The sequence below is a fragment of the Lacibacter luteus genome (genome assembly GCF_004118265.1).
Taxonomy (GTDB): Bacteria; Bacteroidota; Bacteroidia; order Chitinophagales; family Chitinophagaceae; genus Lacibacter; species Lacibacter luteus.
Genome location: NZ_SDHW01000002.1, coordinates 272,441 through 288,718 on the forward strand (window position 1 = coordinate 272,441; position 16,278 = coordinate 288,718).

The 16,278-nt window shown below is 40.7% G+C and carries 21 protein-coding genes; 11 read left to right on the forward strand and 10 right to left on the reverse strand.

All coding sequences use genetic code 11. The features are described from left to right. Positions 1–24 precede the first annotated feature (24 nt). Both ESA94_RS08815 and ESA94_RS08820 read right to left on the reverse strand, forming a co-directional pair. Positions 25–354 carry a DUF6686 family protein gene (locus tag ESA94_RS08815; protein ID WP_129130521.1) on the reverse strand — a complete coding sequence of 110 codons (330 nt, stop codon included), beginning with the start codon at positions 352–354 and terminating at the stop codon, positions 25–27. Between the two features lie 137 nt (positions 355–491). After that, positions 492–791: an antibiotic biosynthesis monooxygenase gene (locus ESA94_RS08820; RefSeq protein ID WP_129130522.1), complete on the reverse strand. Its 300-nt coding sequence runs from the start codon at positions 789–791 to the stop codon at positions 492–494. A 200-nt stretch (positions 792–991) separates the two neighbouring features. On the opposite strand from ESA94_RS08820, the gene chrA reads away from it, so the two are divergent. The 4 genes from chrA to ESA94_RS08840 all read left to right on the forward strand — a co-directional run bounded on the left by chrA (position 992) and on the right by ESA94_RS08840 (position 4,754). Next, positions 992–2,314 (forward strand): chromate efflux transporter, encoded by a 1,323-nt coding sequence (gene chrA, locus ESA94_RS08825; protein WP_129130523.1) that lies wholly within the window; start codon positions 992–994, stop codon positions 2,312–2,314. A gap of 104 nt (positions 2,315–2,418) precedes the next feature. After that, complete coding sequence (locus tag ESA94_RS08830; RefSeq protein ID WP_129130524.1) at positions 2,419–3,180, forward strand: SDR family NAD(P)-dependent oxidoreductase; 762 nt, start codon at positions 2,419–2,421, stop codon at positions 3,178–3,180. 50 nt (positions 3,181–3,230) lie between these two features. Continuing rightward, positions 3,231–4,136 carry a helix-turn-helix domain-containing protein gene (locus ESA94_RS08835; RefSeq protein WP_129130525.1) on the forward strand — a complete coding sequence of 302 codons (906 nt, stop codon included), beginning with the start codon at positions 3,231–3,233 and terminating at the stop codon, positions 4,134–4,136. Positions 4,137–4,406: 270 nt separating this feature from the next. After that, positions 4,407–4,754 (forward strand): hypothetical protein, encoded by a 348-nt coding sequence (locus ESA94_RS08840; protein ID WP_164972681.1) that lies wholly within the window; start codon positions 4,407–4,409, stop codon positions 4,752–4,754. Positions 4,755–4,756: 2 nt separating this feature from the next. On the opposite strand, the gene ESA94_RS08845 is transcribed toward ESA94_RS08840, so the two are convergent. Further along, the gene (locus ESA94_RS08845) at positions 4,757–5,671 is read right to left on the reverse strand and encodes a helix-turn-helix domain-containing protein (protein WP_317127871.1); all 915 of its coding nucleotides are present in this window, start codon (positions 5,669–5,671) and stop codon (positions 4,757–4,759) included. Between the two features lie 146 nt (positions 5,672–5,817). Here ESA94_RS08845 and ESA94_RS08850 point away from each other — a divergent pair, with 146 nt between their 5' ends. The 4 genes from ESA94_RS08850 (at position 5,818) to ESA94_RS08865 (ending at position 9,477) form a co-directional block, all read left to right on the forward strand. Then, positions 5,818–6,801 carry an aldo/keto reductase gene (locus ESA94_RS08850; RefSeq protein WP_129130527.1) on the forward strand — a complete coding sequence of 328 codons (984 nt, stop codon included), beginning with the start codon at positions 5,818–5,820 and terminating at the stop codon, positions 6,799–6,801. A 14-nt stretch (positions 6,802–6,815) separates the two neighbouring features. Next, positions 6,816–7,391 (forward strand): NAD(P)H-binding protein, encoded by a 576-nt coding sequence (locus tag ESA94_RS08855; RefSeq protein ID WP_129130528.1) that lies wholly within the window; start codon positions 6,816–6,818, stop codon positions 7,389–7,391. A 34-nt stretch (positions 7,392–7,425) separates the two neighbouring features. After that, entirely contained in the window at positions 7,426–7,821 is a 396-nt protein-coding gene (locus ESA94_RS08860; protein ID WP_205755941.1) for a putative quinol monooxygenase, read from the forward strand. Positions 7,822–7,899: 78 nt separating this feature from the next. After that, positions 7,900–9,477, forward strand: a complete 1,578-nt coding sequence (locus ESA94_RS08865; protein WP_129130529.1) for a Na+/H+ antiporter — start codon at positions 7,900–7,902, stop codon at positions 9,475–9,477. Positions 9,478–9,515: 38 nt separating this feature from the next. On the opposite strand, the gene ESA94_RS08870 is transcribed toward ESA94_RS08865, so the two are convergent. Beyond that, positions 9,516–10,088 carry a uracil-DNA glycosylase family protein gene (locus ESA94_RS08870; protein ID WP_129130530.1) on the reverse strand — a complete coding sequence of 191 codons (573 nt, stop codon included), beginning with the start codon at positions 10,086–10,088 and terminating at the stop codon, positions 9,516–9,518. A 61-nt stretch (positions 10,089–10,149) separates the two neighbouring features. Next, on the reverse strand, positions 10,150–10,854 hold the full coding sequence (locus ESA94_RS08875; RefSeq protein ID WP_129130531.1) for a Crp/Fnr family transcriptional regulator: 705 nt from the start codon (positions 10,852–10,854) through the stop codon (positions 10,150–10,152). A gap of 101 nt (positions 10,855–10,955) precedes the next feature. On the opposite strand from ESA94_RS08875, the gene ESA94_RS08880 reads away from it, so the two are divergent. From ESA94_RS08880 to ESA94_RS08890, 3 genes are all read left to right on the forward strand, one after another. Then, on the forward strand, positions 10,956–11,366 hold the full coding sequence (locus ESA94_RS08880) for a hypothetical protein (protein ID WP_129130532.1): 411 nt from the start codon (positions 10,956–10,958) through the stop codon (positions 11,364–11,366). A gap of 18 nt (positions 11,367–11,384) precedes the next feature. Next, positions 11,385–11,990, forward strand: a complete 606-nt coding sequence (locus ESA94_RS08885; protein WP_129130533.1) for a class I SAM-dependent methyltransferase — start codon at positions 11,385–11,387, stop codon at positions 11,988–11,990. Positions 11,991–12,247: 257 nt separating this feature from the next. Next, positions 12,248–13,909, forward strand: coding sequence for a SulP family inorganic anion transporter (locus ESA94_RS08890; RefSeq protein ID WP_129130534.1), 1,662 nt, complete (start codon positions 12,248–12,250; stop codon positions 13,907–13,909). Positions 13,910–13,943: 34 nt separating this feature from the next. On the opposite strand, the gene ESA94_RS08895 is transcribed toward ESA94_RS08890, so the two are convergent. Genes ESA94_RS08895 through ESA94_RS08915 form a run of 5 tightly spaced genes read right to left on the reverse strand, consistent with a single transcriptional unit; the run spans position 13,944 to position 16,201 of the window. Further along, positions 13,944–14,444: an SRPBCC family protein gene (locus tag ESA94_RS08895; protein ID WP_129130535.1), complete on the reverse strand. Its 501-nt coding sequence runs from the start codon at positions 14,442–14,444 to the stop codon at positions 13,944–13,946. A gap of 12 nt (positions 14,445–14,456) precedes the next feature. Continuing rightward, positions 14,457–14,897 carry an SRPBCC family protein gene (locus ESA94_RS08900; protein ID WP_129130536.1) on the reverse strand — a complete coding sequence of 147 codons (441 nt, stop codon included), beginning with the start codon at positions 14,895–14,897 and terminating at the stop codon, positions 14,457–14,459. A 17-nt stretch (positions 14,898–14,914) separates the two neighbouring features. Continuing rightward, the gene (locus ESA94_RS08905) at positions 14,915–15,388 is read right to left on the reverse strand and encodes an SRPBCC family protein (protein WP_129130537.1); all 474 of its coding nucleotides are present in this window, start codon (positions 15,386–15,388) and stop codon (positions 14,915–14,917) included. Between the two features lie 17 nt (positions 15,389–15,405). Continuing rightward, on the reverse strand, positions 15,406–15,861 hold the full coding sequence (locus tag ESA94_RS08910; protein WP_129130538.1) for an SRPBCC family protein: 456 nt from the start codon (positions 15,859–15,861) through the stop codon (positions 15,406–15,408). Beyond that, positions 15,842–16,201, reverse strand: a complete 360-nt coding sequence (locus tag ESA94_RS08915) for an ArsR/SmtB family transcription factor (protein WP_129130539.1) — start codon at positions 16,199–16,201, stop codon at positions 15,842–15,844. Before ESA94_RS08915 ends, ESA94_RS08910 begins: the two co-directional genes overlap by 20 nt. Positions 16,202–16,278: the final 77 nt, after the last annotated feature.

A 16,278-nucleotide genomic window follows, 5' to 3' on the forward strand; every position in this document is an offset into this window, starting at 1 on the left:
GAACAAGGGCCCGGACTTAGTCTATTATTGCTGAAACAGTGCAAGCATAGACAGTGCCTGTTCTTCTGTATCAGCTTCATCAAGTAATTCTGTAAATCGTTTGATCTCTTTTCGGGAGAAGAGAAAATTTGTTCCTGCAGCAGGCGTTTGCACCACTACACATTTGCAGTGATCGTTTGTGAGATGAAGACTGTCTTCATAATGCTGGTGAATCATCCGCTTAAACGAACGGAACTCCTGTTCTTCAAGCGTAATCATAATGCATAAATAAGCCAGTTGGTAATGTCCGCATTCTTTACAACGTACAACATACCCGTCTTCACCAATGTATAATGTTTGAAAGTGGCAACTCATAGTTGTACAAACTTCGGTCGCATCGTTTTGCTTTGTTTACATGATTGGGAAAACGATTTACGCAAAAAGGAAACTGACGTTTCTTTAACAAAACAAAGGGTGAGCAATGCTCACCCTTTGTTGTTCGTACTCTTTACTCATGCATAAGCATGTTCTGTTTCGCCAATGTACACATAGTGCGCAGGGTAAACGACCGGCCTTTCGTTCGTAAAGCCATTCTTTTCAAGCAATGGCACCAATGTTTTTGAAAATTCATCAAACGCTTCCTGCGATTCCCATACATCCACTACGCACCAGGCTCCTGGTTTTTCAAAACCAACATGCGAAATAATTCCCCTGGGATGTTCATGTCCTGCGGCTTTCAGGTCATCCCAAATCTGGTTGTATTGCCTTTCAGTACCTCCGGCAACATTGAACTCCACAACAATCTGTTTCATGTTACTTGTTTTAAAAGGTGAAATGGTTGGGCCGGATCGTCAACATACCACGGAAAGGGTGTTCAGGGGGAGGAAATGCAAAGTTAGCATAGTACAGAAGTCATTTGCAAGTGAAAGTTATGCACCGCAACAATAAATCTACTTATCTTGTGGACTAATTAAACTGCAAACATCTCCAACCAAAACAGTTGCAGCAGAATATGGCTCAAAAACCAACGTTTAAAGAAGCGCTTCGCTTTTGGATAAAGCTTGGCTTTATCAGCTTTGGCGGCCCTGCCGGCCAAGTTGCTATTATGCACGAATTTCTAGTAGAAAAAAAGAAATGGATCAGCGACAGTAAGTTTTTGCATGCGCTGAATTACTGTATGGTATTGCCTGGCCCTGAAGCACAGCAGCTGGCTACCTATATCGGCTGGATGTTGCACGGTACATTGGGCGGACTTGTTGCAGGAATATTTTTTGTACTTCCTTCTATGTTTATTCTGCTTGGGTTAAGTACTGTGTATGTATCGTTCGGGAATATGCCATTGGTGTATGCCATGTTTGCCGGGTTGAAACCAGCGGTGATTGCCATTGTGTTGCTGGCACTGATCAAGATCGGAAAGAAATCATTACTCAGTCCTTTTCACTATGTAGTTGCTGCAGCAGCATTCATCTGTATTTTCTTTTTTAATATTCCGTTTCCGCTGATCATTGTTGCAGCAATTTTAATAGCTACTGTTGCCCGAAATTTTTTTCCTTCTTTATTTGAAACAGGTAATAACAAATCAGCAGCAAAAGAAACAGATGAAAGTGCGTATTACATTAACAAGCATACACGTGTTGAAGGTATCGGGTTTAATCCACTACGTTTCTGGAAGCAAATAACAACAGGTGTGTTGCTTTGGGGAAGTTCGCTGGCGCTGTTATATTTCTTTACCAGCGATTTTGCTTTCTGGAAACAACTGGCTTTGTTTTTTACAAAGGCTGCATTGGTAACATTTGGTGGTGCTTATGCTGTGTTGCCTTATGTGGCACAGGTGAGTGTAGAAAAATTTCACTGGCTCTCCAATCTGCAAATGATCGATGGTCTTGCATTGGGCGAAACAACACCCGGCCCATTGATCATGATCCTGGTGTTTGTTGGTTTTATGGCCGGTTATAATCGTTTCGATCATTCCATTGCCATGGGCTCGTTAGGACTTGTAGCAACAACGGTTTATACATTTCTTCCCTGCTTCCTGTTTATTTTTATTGGTGCACCACTTATTGAACGTACACAGGAAAACAAAACGATTAAACAGGTATTGTCGATTGTTACTGCTGCTGTGGTAGGCGTGGTACTTAACCTCAGTATTTATCTTGGCAAAGCAGTGTTGTTTCCGAAAGAATTTTCGTTAGCAGGTCTCGATCTTATTTCACTTACCTGGGTATTGCTTTCGTTTGTAGCCATGTACCGTTTTAAAATTGGCATGATCACCTGGATCATTGTAAGTGCTGTGTTTGGTGTGCTGCGTTATTTAATAGAGACAGGCTTGCAATGAGATCGTAATTCCACTCTTCCCTGTTTTGGCTACAACAATCTTAGATTCGGCTACGTAGGTGCGCCTGTTGCTTATGAATTTTGCTTCATCAAATTATAAACAACATGGAAGCAACAAAAACAGTATTGGTAACAGGGGGCAGCAGAGGCTTGGGAAAAAACATGGTGCTGCAACTGGCACAAAAAGGATTCAACATTATTCTTACTTACAACAGTCGTAAAGACGAAGCCGACCAGGTAGTAGCAGCTATTGAAGCAACGGGAGTTAAAGCGGCAGCCTTGCAATTAGATGTGGCGCATGCAAACAGTTTTGATGCTTTTGTTCTTTCGCTGCAAAAAGTTCTTACAACTAAATTTAACAGCACTGAACTTTGGGCGGTGGTGAACAACGCAGGTATGGGAGCCTACAGCAGAATTGTTGATGCAGGTGAAACAACACTCGACCTGATGTATAACATTCATGTGAAAGCGCCATTCCTGCTTTCGCAAAAATTGTATCCGCTGTTAAGCGAACATGCAGCGGTGTTAAACATTTCATCAGGACTTACCCGTTTTTCATTGGACGGTTATGCGCCGTATGCCATTATGAAAGGAGCGGTTGATACTCTCACCAAATACCAGGCAAAAGAATTTGCAGCAAAAAAAATAAGAGTGAATGTGTTGGCGCCTGGTGCTATTGAAACCGATTTTGGTGGTGGTGCTGTGCGTGATAACAAAGATTTGAATTCGTTTATTGCTTCACAAACTGCATTAGGTCGTGTAGGTGTGCCCGACGATATTGGCAGTGTAGCCGCTTTCCTTTGCAGCAGCGAATCAAGATGGATCAATGCACAGCGTATCGAAGTATCGGGTGGCATTCATATTTGATCTGCACCTGCGTAACTAAAAACAACAAAAACGCAACTTAACTTTACAGGATGGATGTGCAACATGTAAAAAGCATTACGGAGTATCACCGGCTTCTGCAATTGCCGGGACCTGTTCACCCATTGATCAGTGTAATTGATTATTCGCAGGTGAAACATGAAAAAGGAGCAGCAAGTATTGTAATGGATTATTATACCATTGCACTGAAACGAAACCTGCCGGTAAAACTTCGCTACGGACAGCAGGAATATGATTTTGATGAAGGGCTGATGTCGTTCATTGCACCCGGTCAGGTGTTGCGTGTTGAGCCTTTACCTGTTACCACATTGCAGCCGCAGGGTTACCTGTTGCTCATTCATCCTGATTTTTTATGGAAATCGCCACTGGCAAAAACCATCCGGCAATATGGTTTCTTTGATTATGCTGTGAACGAAGCGTTGTTTCTTTCCGATAAAGAAGAAGCAACTATTACGCAGATACTGGAAAACATTAAACAGGAGTATCATTCCAATATCGATCAGTTTACGCAGGATCTCATTATTGCACAGGTGGAACTATTGTTGAAATATGCCGACAGGTTTTACAATCGCCAGTTTCTTACACGCAAGATCACGAATCATCAAACGCTCTCAAAAGTAGAAGCATTTCTTTCTAGATATTTCAGTAATGAAAATCTTGCAGACACAGGATTACCTACTGTACAACAGGTAGCGGAGTATCTGCACATGTCACCCAATTATTTAAGCAGTTTGTTGAAAGTGCTTACCGGACAAAACACGCAACAGCATATTCACAATAAACTCATCGAAAAAGCAAAAGAGAAACTTTCCACTACCAACAGCAGTATCAGTGAAATAGCTTACGAACTTGGATTTGAACATCCGCAATCGTTCAGTAAATTGTTTAAGAGCAAAACAGAAATGTCGCCGCTGGAGTTTAGGGCTTCGTTTAATTGAACTGTTTAGCCGCAGATGAAGAGATTGCAACAAGTGAGTTACTTAAATTAAGATTGCAATTACAAGCTGGAAGAATTAATTTCAGGCTCAATGAAAATTATAAGCGCCATATTTCTCGTTCTGCTTGCAGCTTGTTCACATCCTTACAAAAAAATCAGATCGCTTGAACCGAATGCAAATGCAACTGAACGATTAAAGCAACCATTCGGAACGATATTGAAAATGGATGTTGAAATTTTTGATGGTGACTCTTTGTACCTAAAAGCAACCATGTCTACTTTCTTGCTAAAGATCATTCGTATTGAAGACAGTGTGATCAACGATACGCTCATTCTTCCGTTTAAAGATGAAACGGATGAGCTTCCTTCCGATGATTTTGAATTGTATGAATTGTTACACAATAAACCTACGGGTTCTTTATCATCAGATGTGATTGATTCGATGAAGCGCAATTATGTTGGTAAACGGTTTCGCATTGCTGCTTACGAAACAGGTGAGTTTGCAGGATTACCTGATGGATATGAAGAATACCAGGATACCAAAGCAGGTCAAGATTTCCACTTCAGAAATTACCTTACAGTAATCGGCATTATTAAAAAAAATAATGCCAGCGATTAACGTTAATTCAAATGCCGGTATTCATTCGGCGTCATCCCTGTTTTTTGTTTGAAGAGTCGTGTAAAGTGTTGCGGATATTTAAAACCCAGCTCATACGCCACTTCGCTTACCGATTTTTCTGTAAAGATTTTTTCTTTCGCCGTATCAATTAATTTCTGTTGAATATATTCCTGTGCCGATTTGCCTGTTTCTTTTTTTACCACATCCCCAAAATAGTTGTGCGATAAATGCAGTTCATCGGCACACCAGCTTACCGAAGGCAAACCGATCTGCTGTGGTTTGCCCGAACTGAAATAGTCGTTCAACAGATCTTCAAATTTCTGCACTATGCCATTGTTCACCGTATCTCTTGTAATAAACTGGCGGTCGTAAAAGCGATCACAATAATTCAGGAACAATTCAATGTTCGATGCAATGAGTTTTTTGCTATGCTTATCAATGCTTTGCTGTAACTCAAACTGAATTTTTTCAAAACAGTCCAACACGATCTGCCGTTCTTTCTCCGAAAGATGCAATGCTTCGTTGGTGTTGTACGAAAAGAATTTATAGTCGTGAATGATCTTTCCCAGCGAAGTACCTTTGATGAGATCGGGATGAAAGATGAGCACATGCCCATGCGGTTGATAGTAGGATGTTTCATATTCCACATCCCACACCTGTCCCGGCCCAACAAACACAAGCGTGCCTTCCTGGTAATCGTAGTAATGGCGACCGTAACGGATATCGCCACACACCACATCTTTTAAAAAAATGGCATAAATACCAAAATTCATTTTCACGGTGGTGCCAGCCTCCCATTCACGTGGCGGACATTTCGATAGATCTAATATGCTTACCAACGGGTGTAGTGTTTCCTGTCCGCAACTGTTGTTGTAATCGGTTACCGTATTAAAATGCACAACTGGATTCATCATCATTTGCTTTACTCCACAAAAGTACTCAATCGCAACAGCCAGTTGGCATACCAAAACCTTTATCAGTAATAATGGTAGGCAAAGCAGTAATCTGTATAAGCTTTTGCAGTTTACGAGTTCGGAATTTTGTATCAACAAAACGAAAGAACATGAAAACAAGAATATTGGGAGTGAATGGACCGGTGGTTTCGGAAATTGGTTTGGGTTGTATGGGTTTAACGTTTGGATATGGTACAGCAACAAATGAAGCAGAAGCCATTACACTTATTCAAAAAGCATACGGGCTGGGTGTAACTTTTTTTGATACCGCCGAAGCGTACAGCAAAGGTACAAACGAAGCTATTGTTGGTAAAGCAGTAAAAGCATTTCGCAACAATGTGGTGATCGCTACAAAGTTTGGATTTAAAGAAGGCGATGCAGCAAAAGGATTAGACAGTTCACCAAAACGAATAAGAGAGGTTGCGGAAGCATCGTTGAAACATTTACAAACAGATGTCATTGATCTGTTTTACCAACACAGGGTTGATCCAAACGTACCGATTGAAGATGTAGCAGGTACTGTAAGCGATCTCATCAAAGAAGGAAAAGTAAAACACTTTGGTTTGAGCGAAGCCGGAGCAGCAACCATTCGTAAAGCACATGCGGTGCAACCGGTAGCAGCATTGCAGAGTGAATATTCATTGTGGTGGAGAGAACCGGAAGAAACGATTATTCCAACACTGGAAGAATTAGGAATTGGTTTTGTGCCATTCAGTCCGCTGGGCAAAGGTTTTTTAACAGGAGCAATTAACGAGCAAACACAGTTTGATAAAAACGATTTCAGAAATATTGTTCCCCGTTTTTCTGAAGAAAACAGGAAAGCAAATCAATCGTTTGTTGATCTGTTGAAAACAATTGCCGTAAGCAAAAACGCAACGCCTGCGCAAATTGCACTGGCCTGGTTACTTGCACAAAAACCATGGATCGTTCCTATACCCGGCACAACTAAACTGCATCGCTTGGAAGAGAATACCGGTGCAGCCGCAATAGCATTAAGCTCTGCCGATTTACAGGAAATAGAAAATGCTGCAGCAAACATTACCGTGCAGGGTGCAAGATATCCGGCGCATTTGCAGCAACTGGTAGGCAGATAAAACACAGGCAACAAATGAAAAAAGTACTCATCATCGGTGCAGGCGGCAGCCTTGCCCAATATGTAATTGAAGCATTAAAAGAATTGAATGATGTAACACTTACATTATTCGCAAGAAATAAAAACAGTATAGCAAAGCAATTAGCAGATGGTTGCACAATAGTTGAAGGCAACGCATTGAACTATGCACAGGTAAAAGCAGCAATTGGTGGGCAGGATATTGTGTATGTAAATCTTGCAGGTAATCTTGAACCAATGGTACAGAACATTGTAAAAGCGATGCAGGAAACAGGCGTTCGGCGGATCATTGCCATCAGTTCTATAGGTATTTACGATGAGCCGTTGCGTTCGGTGCTTATTCCTTACCGCAGGCTGGCAGATACTATTGAAGCTTCAGGACTTGTTTATACAATTCTTCGTCCAGATTGGTTTACCAATGCCAACGAAGTGAATTATACACTAACACAAAAAGGCGAACCGGAAACAGGCACTGCTATATCCCGGAAAAGCATTGCAGCTTTTGTTGCTGAGCTTGTTCAGCATAAAGAAGTGCATGTAAATGAAAATCTGGGTATCAGTAAACCAGGTTAATTTGATTATTGTTTTAAACTAAACAAACAGAGATATGTTCAGATCAATTGCTTTTCTTATTGCATTTACAATTACTTCTTCAGCATTTGCACAAAAGAAAGAAATGAAGATCCGCATTGCCGAAATAGAAATTCATCCACAGTTTGTAACCGAATACATCGCTATTCTTAAAGAAGAGTCAAGAGCTTCGGTATTACTGGAGCCGGGTGTGATCTCTATTTTCCCGATGTTTCAAAACAACGACAGTACACAAATACGCATTCTTGAAATATATGCCAATGAAGAAGCTTATAAAAACCATTTAACAACAGCACATTTTCAGAAATACAAAACCACTACGTTGAAAATGGTAAAGTCGCTGAAGTTGATCGATATGCAGGCCATTGATAAAGAAACCCTTTCAGAAATTTTTAAAAAACAGAAGAACTAAAAACAACATAAAAGGTAAGATCATCAATATACAGGATGTAAACAAAGCTTTTGTATATTGATTACACAAACCTTGCAGATGATCGAATATTTCCCTTTGTTTCTTGCGTTGATACTGGCCATTGTAGTGTTGATCATGCTGGCCAACCGTTTAAAAATTGCTTATCCCGTTTTACTGGTAGTGGCCGGTTTGCTGGCAAGTTTTATTCCGGGTATGCCTGTGCTGCGTATCGATCCTGAACTCATCTTTATTATTTTCTTACCACCTCTTTTGTACGAAGCAGCATGGACTATTTCCTGGAAAGAGCTGTGGCGCTGGCGACGTATCATCAGCAGCTTTGCATTTGTGGTTGTGTTTTTAACGGCAATGTCGGTTGCAATTGTTGCCAACAAATTTATTCCCGGGTTTTCGCTGGCGCTTGGTTTTTTGCTGGGAGGAATTGTATCGCCACCTGATGCAGTAAGTGCCGGTGCAATTTTAAAATTTGTATCAGTTCCAAAACGTATGTCGTCTATTCTGGAAGGAGAAAGTTTGTTGAATGATGCATCTTCACTCATTATTTTCCGCTTTGCGTTAATTGCTGTTGCAACGGGTCAGTTTATTTGGTACCAGGCTGCTTTTTCATTTGGCTGGATGGTATTGGGTGGCGTAGCTGTAGGTTTATTGATCGGATTTATTTTTATGAAAGTGCATAAATACCTGCCTACCGATGTTAACATGGATATCATTCTCACCATTGTTACTCCGTACATCATGTACATCGTTGCAGAAGAAATACACAGCTCCGGTGTGTTAGCTGTTGTAAGCGGAGGTTTGTTACTCTCAAATAAGCAACATCATTTTTTAAGCAGCAGTGCAAGGCTTCGTGGTTACAATGTTTGGGAAAGCCTTGTGTTTGTATTAAACGGTTTGGTGTTTTTAATGATTGGTCTTGATTTGCCCGAAATCACCGAAGGTTTAAAACAGGAAGGCGTTTCATTCACTTCGGCTATTGGTTATGGCTTGCTTGTTACATTGGTGTTGATTGTGGTGCGGTTCTTATCTGCTTTTGGTGCTGTTGTTACTACACTCATTATGCGTAACTACATTAATGTAGCCGATCCAAGCCCGGGCATTAAAGGACCCATTTTGTTAGGATGGACAGGTATGCGGGGAGTTGTTTCGCTTGCTGCTGCTTTATCTATTCCTGTGCAATTGAGTGATGGCACTGCTTTTCCCCATCGTAACCTTATTCTCTTCATTACATTTATTGTCATCTTAACTACGCTGTTACTTCAAGGGCTTACACTTCCCGCACTTATCCGTAAACTGAAACTTGGTGGTAAAGATCATTATCTTTCCGAAGAAGAAACAGATCTGCTTATCCGTAGAGAAATGGCAGCACATGCATTAGAGCATCTTACAAATACATACAGTTCGCAAATAGATGAGCATCCGCTGTTGCAACAATTGGTAAGCAAGTGGGAAGGAAAAACAAAAGACGAAAGTGACTTGAAGCTGCCAACTGCAAGTAAAACGATCTATAAAGAACTGCTCAACAAACAACGGCAATGGCTGTTGAAGAAAAACAAGGAAGAAAAGCTGTTGGATGAAGATATTATCCGCCGACATCTGCACATTCTCGATATTGAAGAGGAGAAGCTGCGGCATTTGTAGAAATTGTAGAGGTTTACACTTTCAAGATACTGTCGCTTTTACTGTAAGGCATGCTGTACTTCTTCTTTCAACACCGGTAGTAATTCTTTTTCAAACCACGCATTTTTTTTCAGCCAGATATTATTGCGTGGAGAAGGATGAGGCAATACTATTGTGTGTGGTAAATATTCAGCAAAGGCTTTTACAGTTTCAGTAAGTGTGGCTTTTTGTTTATCGCCGAGATAATAGTCCTGTGCATATTTACCGATGAGTAATTTCAGTTGTACTTGCTTTGCGTTCTTGAGTAAAAGTTCATGCCATTGTGGTGCACATTCGGGTCGTGGTGGATTATCGCCACTGCTTCCTTTGCCCGGGTAACAAAACCCTATAGGCATCAAAGCAAATTGTTTATCGTCATAAAAAGCAGCAGCATCTACTCCCAGCCAATTACGTAAACGTTCGCCACTTGCATCGTTCCATGGTATGCCGCTGTTATGTGCTTTAATTCCGGGAGCTTGTCCGATAATGATGATCCTGCTTTTTGCTGAGAACTGCAGAATGGGTTTTGCAGCAAAGGGTAAATGTTTTTTGCAAACAGTACAGTTGTGAATATTTCGAAGGAGTTGTATCACTGGTTTACAGTATAAAATTCCTGTTTATAAAAGATCGGATGAGTTGCGGGCATCTGTTCTTTCAACTGTTAGCAATCAACAACAGCTTCTCCACTTCAAGGATGGTGATCTTACTGCCGGTTGTTTCTAAAATACCTGCCTGCTTTAATTCAGTCAGCAGACGTACAACATTTTCTCTTGCAGTGCCAACAAGGTTGGCAAGATCTTTCCTGCTCATATTTATCTCCACATGCATGCCAGGTTTAAAATCAACCTTATATTTTTCTCTAAGGATGATGAGCTGTATGGCCAATCGTTCCTTTACGGATTTTTGAGTGAATAAAGAAAGGCTGTTAGCCAGTACAGAAAACTCATGACTGAGTGTTTTCAACAATCGTTTACTTAATACCTCCGACAGCTTCATTGCTTCCATAAAGTCTTCTTTCGGAATAAAAATGATAATGCTGTTTTCTAATGCAGCAGCAGAATCGGGGTAGTGATCCTGGGCAAGTATAGCATGGTAGCCGATCAACTCGCCGGTGTTAGCTACATAAATGATTTGCTCACGGCCGTCTTTATCGGCTTTATATTTTTTTACTTTCCCTTCTTTAATGAAGAAGATGCCGGTTGGAAAACCACCTTCCCTGAATATGATTTCACCTTTTCCATACAAATGCTCTGTTTGATGCATCGTAAGAAGCGCATAATCTTCCTCCGGAAGACCTGCCATAATGGATTCACTTTTAAAATCCCATTTTTCAAAAGGGAAAAGGCTGCGTATGCTCATTGTAGAATAATCAAATTTACTTGAATATAAATTGATTTTTATCACATTAACCGGTGATAAGGTTAACCGCATTGGAAATTACCTGCGTGTAGCTTTGCCTGATGCAAGTGAATAACCGATTCAAGAAAAACCTGTACTTCACACAAGATCATGAATGGATCGATTTTCAGGGTTCCGTTGCTTATACCGGTATCTGCAGATTTAAATTAACAGGTTTCAAGTCTGTAGAAGAAATAAAGTTTTATGATGCAGCAGGTATAAAAATGAAAGGGGAGATAATTGCATCTATCCACTATAAAGAGTATCAGATTGAAGCACATATGCCGGTGGATGGAAAGATCATACAGATCAATGATCATTTTCTAGAAGGCAAATACGAATTATTGCTTAGCGAACCGGAGAGTATTGGCTGGGTAGCCTTGATTATTCCGTTTCAACCATATGAGCGCAATGGATTGCTGCTGCCAAAAGAATACAGCTTGAATACCAAAAGTAAGTACGCTAAGAGTTAAACATTCTTATTACAGGATATGCACTTTCTTGAGCAAAATAAATACAGCGACAAATGGTTTCGTTCCGATAAAGAGTTCAACGACCTCTATCCCTACTATATAAAAGCAATGGCATTTAAACATTGGACAGCATTGCCTATAGCAAGAAAAGCGGCTGATTTTCTTGCAGCCGAACCCGGCGGCTCTATTCTTGATATTGGCTGCGGCGTAGGAAAATTTTGCCTGGCTGCTGCAAAGCACAAACCCGGTTCGTTTTATTATGGTGTGGAACAACGCAAATGGCTGCTTCATTATGCTGAGCAGGCGAAAACAGAACTTGAACTGGAGAACGTGCATTTTATTGAAGGCAATTTCACACAGCTGGATTTTGATCACTATGATCATTTTTACTCTTACAATCCGTTTTATGAAAACCTGGCCGGTACCGATAAAATAGATGACAGTATTGATTACTCGGTTGAGTTGTATAACTACTACAATCGTTTTTTGTACAGAAAGCTGCAGCAAAAGCCACCGGGCACCCGGCTGGCAACCTTTCATAGTCTTGAAGAGGAAATACCATCTGATTATCATTTGGTAGGTAGCGCAGCAAATGAACTTTTAAAATTCTGGATCAAAGAATAAACCAGCGTGTTAACTTATGCTTGATGCATTTGAATTGTATTGTTGATCATTGATAAGCCGCTGAAACTATTTTGTTATTGTTCTGAAAAGAATTTAACCGTCACAGCAGGAACCTGACAACAGCCCAAGGATGCTGCACCCAACAGCATCCTCTTTTTAGTTGTTTAACCTTGCTTATGATGACGATGAAAAAATGATCGCTTTATGGTTAATCGATTGCAAAAACGCCAGCAACCACTAAACGTCACTTTGTAATCATGTTTCGTCCCAAACTTTTTGATACCCTTAAAAATTACAACCGTCAACAGTTTAGTAAAGATTTAATGGCGGGGCTTATTGTAGGTATTGTGGCACTGCCACTCGCCATTGCTTTTGCTATTGCAAGTGGCGTTTCTCCGGAAAAAGGATTGTATACGGCTGTTGTTGCCGGGTTTCTTATATCAGCTTTGGGAGGCAGCCGTGTGCAGATTGGCGGACCAACAGGCGCATTTATTGTAATCGTGTATGGTATTGTACAAACACATGGAGTAAATGGATTGATCATTGCCACTTTCATGGCAGGTGTTTTATTGATCATCATGGGGTTGGCAAGACTTGGTTCTGTGATCAGGTTTATTCCTCACCCGCTAATTGTTGGATTTACCAGTGGTATAGCCATTATTATTTTTTCATCGCAAATGAAAGATTTTTTTGGGTTGAAGATGGGGACTGTGCCTGCCGAGTTTACCGATAAATGGGGCGCCTATATTGCGCACTTCAACAGCATAAATTTACATGCCACTGCTGTTGCTGTTGTTACTGTGCTCATTGTATTACTATGGGGGAAAGTGACACACAAAATACCCGGAACGCTGATTGCAATTTTAGTTACTACTGGAGCTGTTTCAATTTTTCAACTGCCTGTTGAAACCATCGGCAGCAGGTTTGGCAGTATCCCTTCATCCATCCCAACAATATCATTTCCACATATAGATTTTGAAACCATCAGAAGCTTGGTACAACCTGCCTTTACTATCGCTTTACTTGGTGCAATTGAATCGTTATTGTCTGCAGTTGTAGCAGATGGTATGACAGGCGGTAATCATAAATCGAACGTGGAATTGACAGCACAGGGCATCGCTAATATTTTTTCATCGCTGTTTGGCGGAATACCGGCAACAGGTGCTATTGCACGCACTGCTACCAATGTGAAGAATGGCGGACGTACGCCTGTGGCAGGAATGGTACATGCAGTTACACTGTTATTGATTATGCTGTTTGTTGGAAAATGGGCTGCCTTGATACCGATGGCAACCCTGGCAGGTATATTGGTAATGATTGCTTATAATATGAGCGAATGGGAAAACTTCCGTTCTGTATTAAAAGGGCCGAAAAGCGATATGGCTGTTTTATTAACTACATTTTTCTTAACCGTATTTATTGATCTCACAGTTGCGATTGAAATAGGAATGATACTGGCGGCTTTTTTATTCATGCGGAAAATGATCCAGTTCAGCGATGTGCGTTTGCTTTCGGGAGAAACGGGAGAGAATGCTGATGAGCAGGATAAAGAAGCAATCAGTAATTATCATGTTCCGGATGGCGTTGATGTGTTTGAAATCTCCGGCCCGTTATTTTTTGGAGCAGCATATAAATTTAAAGATGCAATGAAGCTGATAGAAAAAACACCCAGGGTTCTGATTATACGTATGCGACACGTACCCATTATTGATGCAACCGGTATTAAAACTATTGAAGAAGTGTATAAAGAATCAAAGCGAAGAGGAACGAAATTGATTTTGTCGGAAGTGCACAGCAACCAGGTTTTGAAAGAACTGAGAGTTGCGAGATTGTTGTTTGCCATTGGTAAGTCAAATGTAACAACAGGTTTCAAAGAAGCATTGGAAAGAAGCAGGCTGGTGATTCATCAAAATGCATGACAGCTATCAGTAATAATAGCTGCCATGCACGCTATTATGATGCAGTTTTCAAATATTCTTCCAGCTGATTAAGCGTACCGGCAAAACCAGCATTCATACTTGCAAACATTGAATAGTACGTATTCTCTTCTTCTTCACTTGCATTGATGGGATAGCCAGTTAAATGCAAAGTAGTAACAGCATTCTCTTCTGTGAGTGTAAGAATGTTCATTACTTCTTTCGGAAACACCAAACCCGGAAATGGCGCCTGTATAATTTCACCCGCTTCGTTGGCAAAGGAATTGATCCATTGAATTTTGTTTGGCTCTTCAATGGCTACATAATGGAAGATGCCATAGCGTACAACATCAGCCATCTTCATACTGTAATGAAAAATTCCTTGTGGACGAAAGTCAAGCTTTAATACATCAACGCCCATATTTGCCGGTCCCCACCATTGTGCCAGTGCTTCAGCATTTGTAAATGCATCAAATACCAATTGCTTTGGTGCGTTGAATGTTCTTGTAATCGAAAATTGTTCTTTAACTGTTGACATGATGATGAAGTTTTATTGTTTGTTGAGATATTGTTCAAGACTGTTTAAGATTAGTTCGTTCCAACCCATTACAAAGTTGCCACGTACCAACTCTGGTTCGTTTGCATCGAATGGTTCGGCAAATTCAAAACGGAAGTTGAGTTTGGTGGTAGCGGCATCCACTTCACTCAGTTCCCAATAGGCAATGGCTTTGCCACTGTAACCGGGATAAGTCCAGCTGTGCACTAATTTTTTATTGGGAACGATCTCCAGCATTTCGCCACGATGCAGCCATTGTTTCCCTTTAGGATCACCGCCATACCATTCGAAGTGTGTGCCAACGGTTAATTGAAAACTGTTCTGAAAATCGAAATACCAGTTGCGCATGTGTTCTTCTTCTGTGATCGCTTTCCAAACCAAAGGAATAGGTGCTTTGTAAATTTTTTCGAGAATAATATCGTTTGCTGTTTGCATGATGATGTGTTTAATGGTTATTGTTGATTGTTTAATTGCAACTGTTGATGAAGGTATACTTCCAGCTTTTCAATATTTTGTTTCAATCCTTCATCGGCTTTAAATGTTTTCACCACCTGTATAAACTGTTCCCTGCTTTCAAATAGCATATGCCAGTTGATCTGTGTTTGATTGCCTTTTTCTTCAAATTCAATCGTGGTTAAAAATTTTGGTCCGCTTACATGTTCGTACACAAATTTCTTATGCTTCACCACTTCTTTAAACACGCTTTTGTTTTTGTAATCGGTACCATCAGGGCCATGCATTACGAGTTCCCATTCACCACCCGGTTCTATCTCCATTTTTGTAATGGTATTGGTGAAGCCGTTTGGTCCCCACCAATGTTTGATGTGTTCGGGATTTGTAAACACTTCCCACACCAGTTCAACAGGTGCATTCAGCAATCGTGTTAAACGAAGTTCTCTATCGGCTGTGCTTTTTATTGCAGACATGTTTTTCGTTTTTATTATCAGAATGTTTGTTCAATGTAGTTCGCCAGGCGTTCAATATTCTGTTGCAGACTTTCACCTACTTTGTATTCCACAACAAACTGGTGATATTCTTCCTTTGTTTCAAACAGCATTTCCCAATGCATCACAGTTGTATCATCATTCGCTTCAAAATCTATGCTGGCAATAAAGAAATGACCACTTATATGTTCGTAAGCGATCTTTTTGTTTTCAACAACTTCAGTAAATACACTTTTGTTATCATAATCCGTACCATCAGGGCCATGCATCACCAATAACCATTCGCCACCGGGCTGCAAATCCATTTTGTTAATTGTATTGGTAAAACCATCCGGTCCCCACCAATGTTTGATGTGCTCCGGGTTGCTCCATGCTTCCCAAACTTTTTCAACAGGGGCATTGAGTGTTTTTGTTAAGCGGATAAATCGTCCTTCTTTATTTTTTTCTGCGGGCATTCTTTGTTGGTTTTTGTTGCTGCTGAATTTTTGTGAGGTAGCTTTCAAGTGCATCCAGTTTCTGTTCCCAGAATTGTTTGTATTGTTCGATCCATGCTGATACTTCGTTGAGCTGATCCAGCTTTGCTTCGCAATAACGTTCCCGGCCTTTTTGTTTGATGATGATAAGGCCACACTCCGTTAATATTTTCACATGCTGCGAAATTGCCGGCCGGCTCATATTAAAATTTCCAGCCAGCGCATTGAGGTTCTGCGGTTCTTTCACCACCAGTCCAATGATCTCTCTCCGTGTAGGATCGGCAATGGCCTGGAACACATCCCGTCTTGCTTCGTATGCCATATATGTAAGCGTTTACTTACACGAAAGTATGTGTAAGTATTTACTTACGCAAGTTTTTGGGGAGATTTTTTTGGTGA

Excerpts from the sequence above, each read along its gene's own strand:
- ESA94_RS08820 (WP_129130522.1), bottom strand. The coding sequence starts at position 791 with ATGAAACAGATTGTTGTGGAGTTCAATGTTGCCGGAGGTACTGAAAGG.
- ESA94_RS08840 (WP_164972681.1), top strand. The coding sequence starts at position 4,407 with ATGTCTACTTTCTTGCTAAAGATCATTCGTATTGAAGACAGTGTGATC.
- ESA94_RS08895 (WP_129130535.1), bottom strand. The coding sequence starts at position 14,444 with ATGTCAACAGTTAAAGAACAATTTTCGATTACAAGAACATTCAACGCA.
- ESA94_RS08890 (WP_129130534.1), top strand. The coding sequence starts at position 12,248 with ATGTTTCGTCCCAAACTTTTTGATACCCTTAAAAATTACAACCGTCAA.
- ESA94_RS08880 (WP_129130532.1), top strand. The coding sequence starts at position 10,956 with ATGCAAGTGAATAACCGATTCAAGAAAAACCTGTACTTCACACAAGAT.
- ESA94_RS08875 (WP_129130531.1), bottom strand. The coding sequence starts at position 10,854 with ATGAGCATACGCAGCCTTTTCCCTTTTGAAAAATGGGATTTTAAAAGT.
- ESA94_RS08910 (WP_129130538.1), bottom strand. The coding sequence starts at position 15,861 with ATGCCCGCAGAAAAAAATAAAGAAGGACGATTTATCCGCTTAACAAAA.
- ESA94_RS08845 (WP_317127871.1), bottom strand. The coding sequence starts at position 5,671 with ATGATGATGAATCCAGTTGTGCATTTTAATACGGTAACCGATTACAAC.
- ESA94_RS08850 (WP_129130527.1), top strand. The coding sequence starts at position 5,818 with ATGAAAACAAGAATATTGGGAGTGAATGGACCGGTGGTTTCGGAAATT.
- ESA94_RS08855 (WP_129130528.1), top strand. The coding sequence starts at position 6,816 with ATGAAAAAAGTACTCATCATCGGTGCAGGCGGCAGCCTTGCCCAATAT.
- ESA94_RS08865 (WP_129130529.1), top strand. The coding sequence starts at position 7,900 with ATGATCGAATATTTCCCTTTGTTTCTTGCGTTGATACTGGCCATTGTA.
- ESA94_RS08815 (WP_129130521.1), bottom strand. The coding sequence starts at position 354 with ATGAGTTGCCACTTTCAAACATTATACATTGGTGAAGACGGGTATGTT.
- ESA94_RS08885 (WP_129130533.1), top strand. The coding sequence starts at position 11,385 with ATGCACTTTCTTGAGCAAAATAAATACAGCGACAAATGGTTTCGTTCC.
- ESA94_RS08860 (WP_205755941.1), top strand. The coding sequence starts at position 7,426 with ATGTTCAGATCAATTGCTTTTCTTATTGCATTTACAATTACTTCTTCA.
- ESA94_RS08900 (WP_129130536.1), bottom strand. The coding sequence starts at position 14,897 with ATGCAAACAGCAAACGATATTATTCTCGAAAAAATTTACAAAGCACCT.
- chrA (WP_129130523.1), top strand. The coding sequence starts at position 992 with ATGGCTCAAAAACCAACGTTTAAAGAAGCGCTTCGCTTTTGGATAAAG.
- ESA94_RS08915 (WP_129130539.1), bottom strand. The coding sequence starts at position 16,201 with ATGGCATACGAAGCAAGACGGGATGTGTTCCAGGCCATTGCCGATCCT.
- ESA94_RS08905 (WP_129130537.1), bottom strand. The coding sequence starts at position 15,388 with ATGTCTGCAATAAAAAGCACAGCCGATAGAGAACTTCGTTTAACACGA.
- ESA94_RS08830 (WP_129130524.1), top strand. The coding sequence starts at position 2,419 with ATGGAAGCAACAAAAACAGTATTGGTAACAGGGGGCAGCAGAGGCTTG.
- ESA94_RS08835 (WP_129130525.1), top strand. The coding sequence starts at position 3,231 with ATGGATGTGCAACATGTAAAAAGCATTACGGAGTATCACCGGCTTCTG.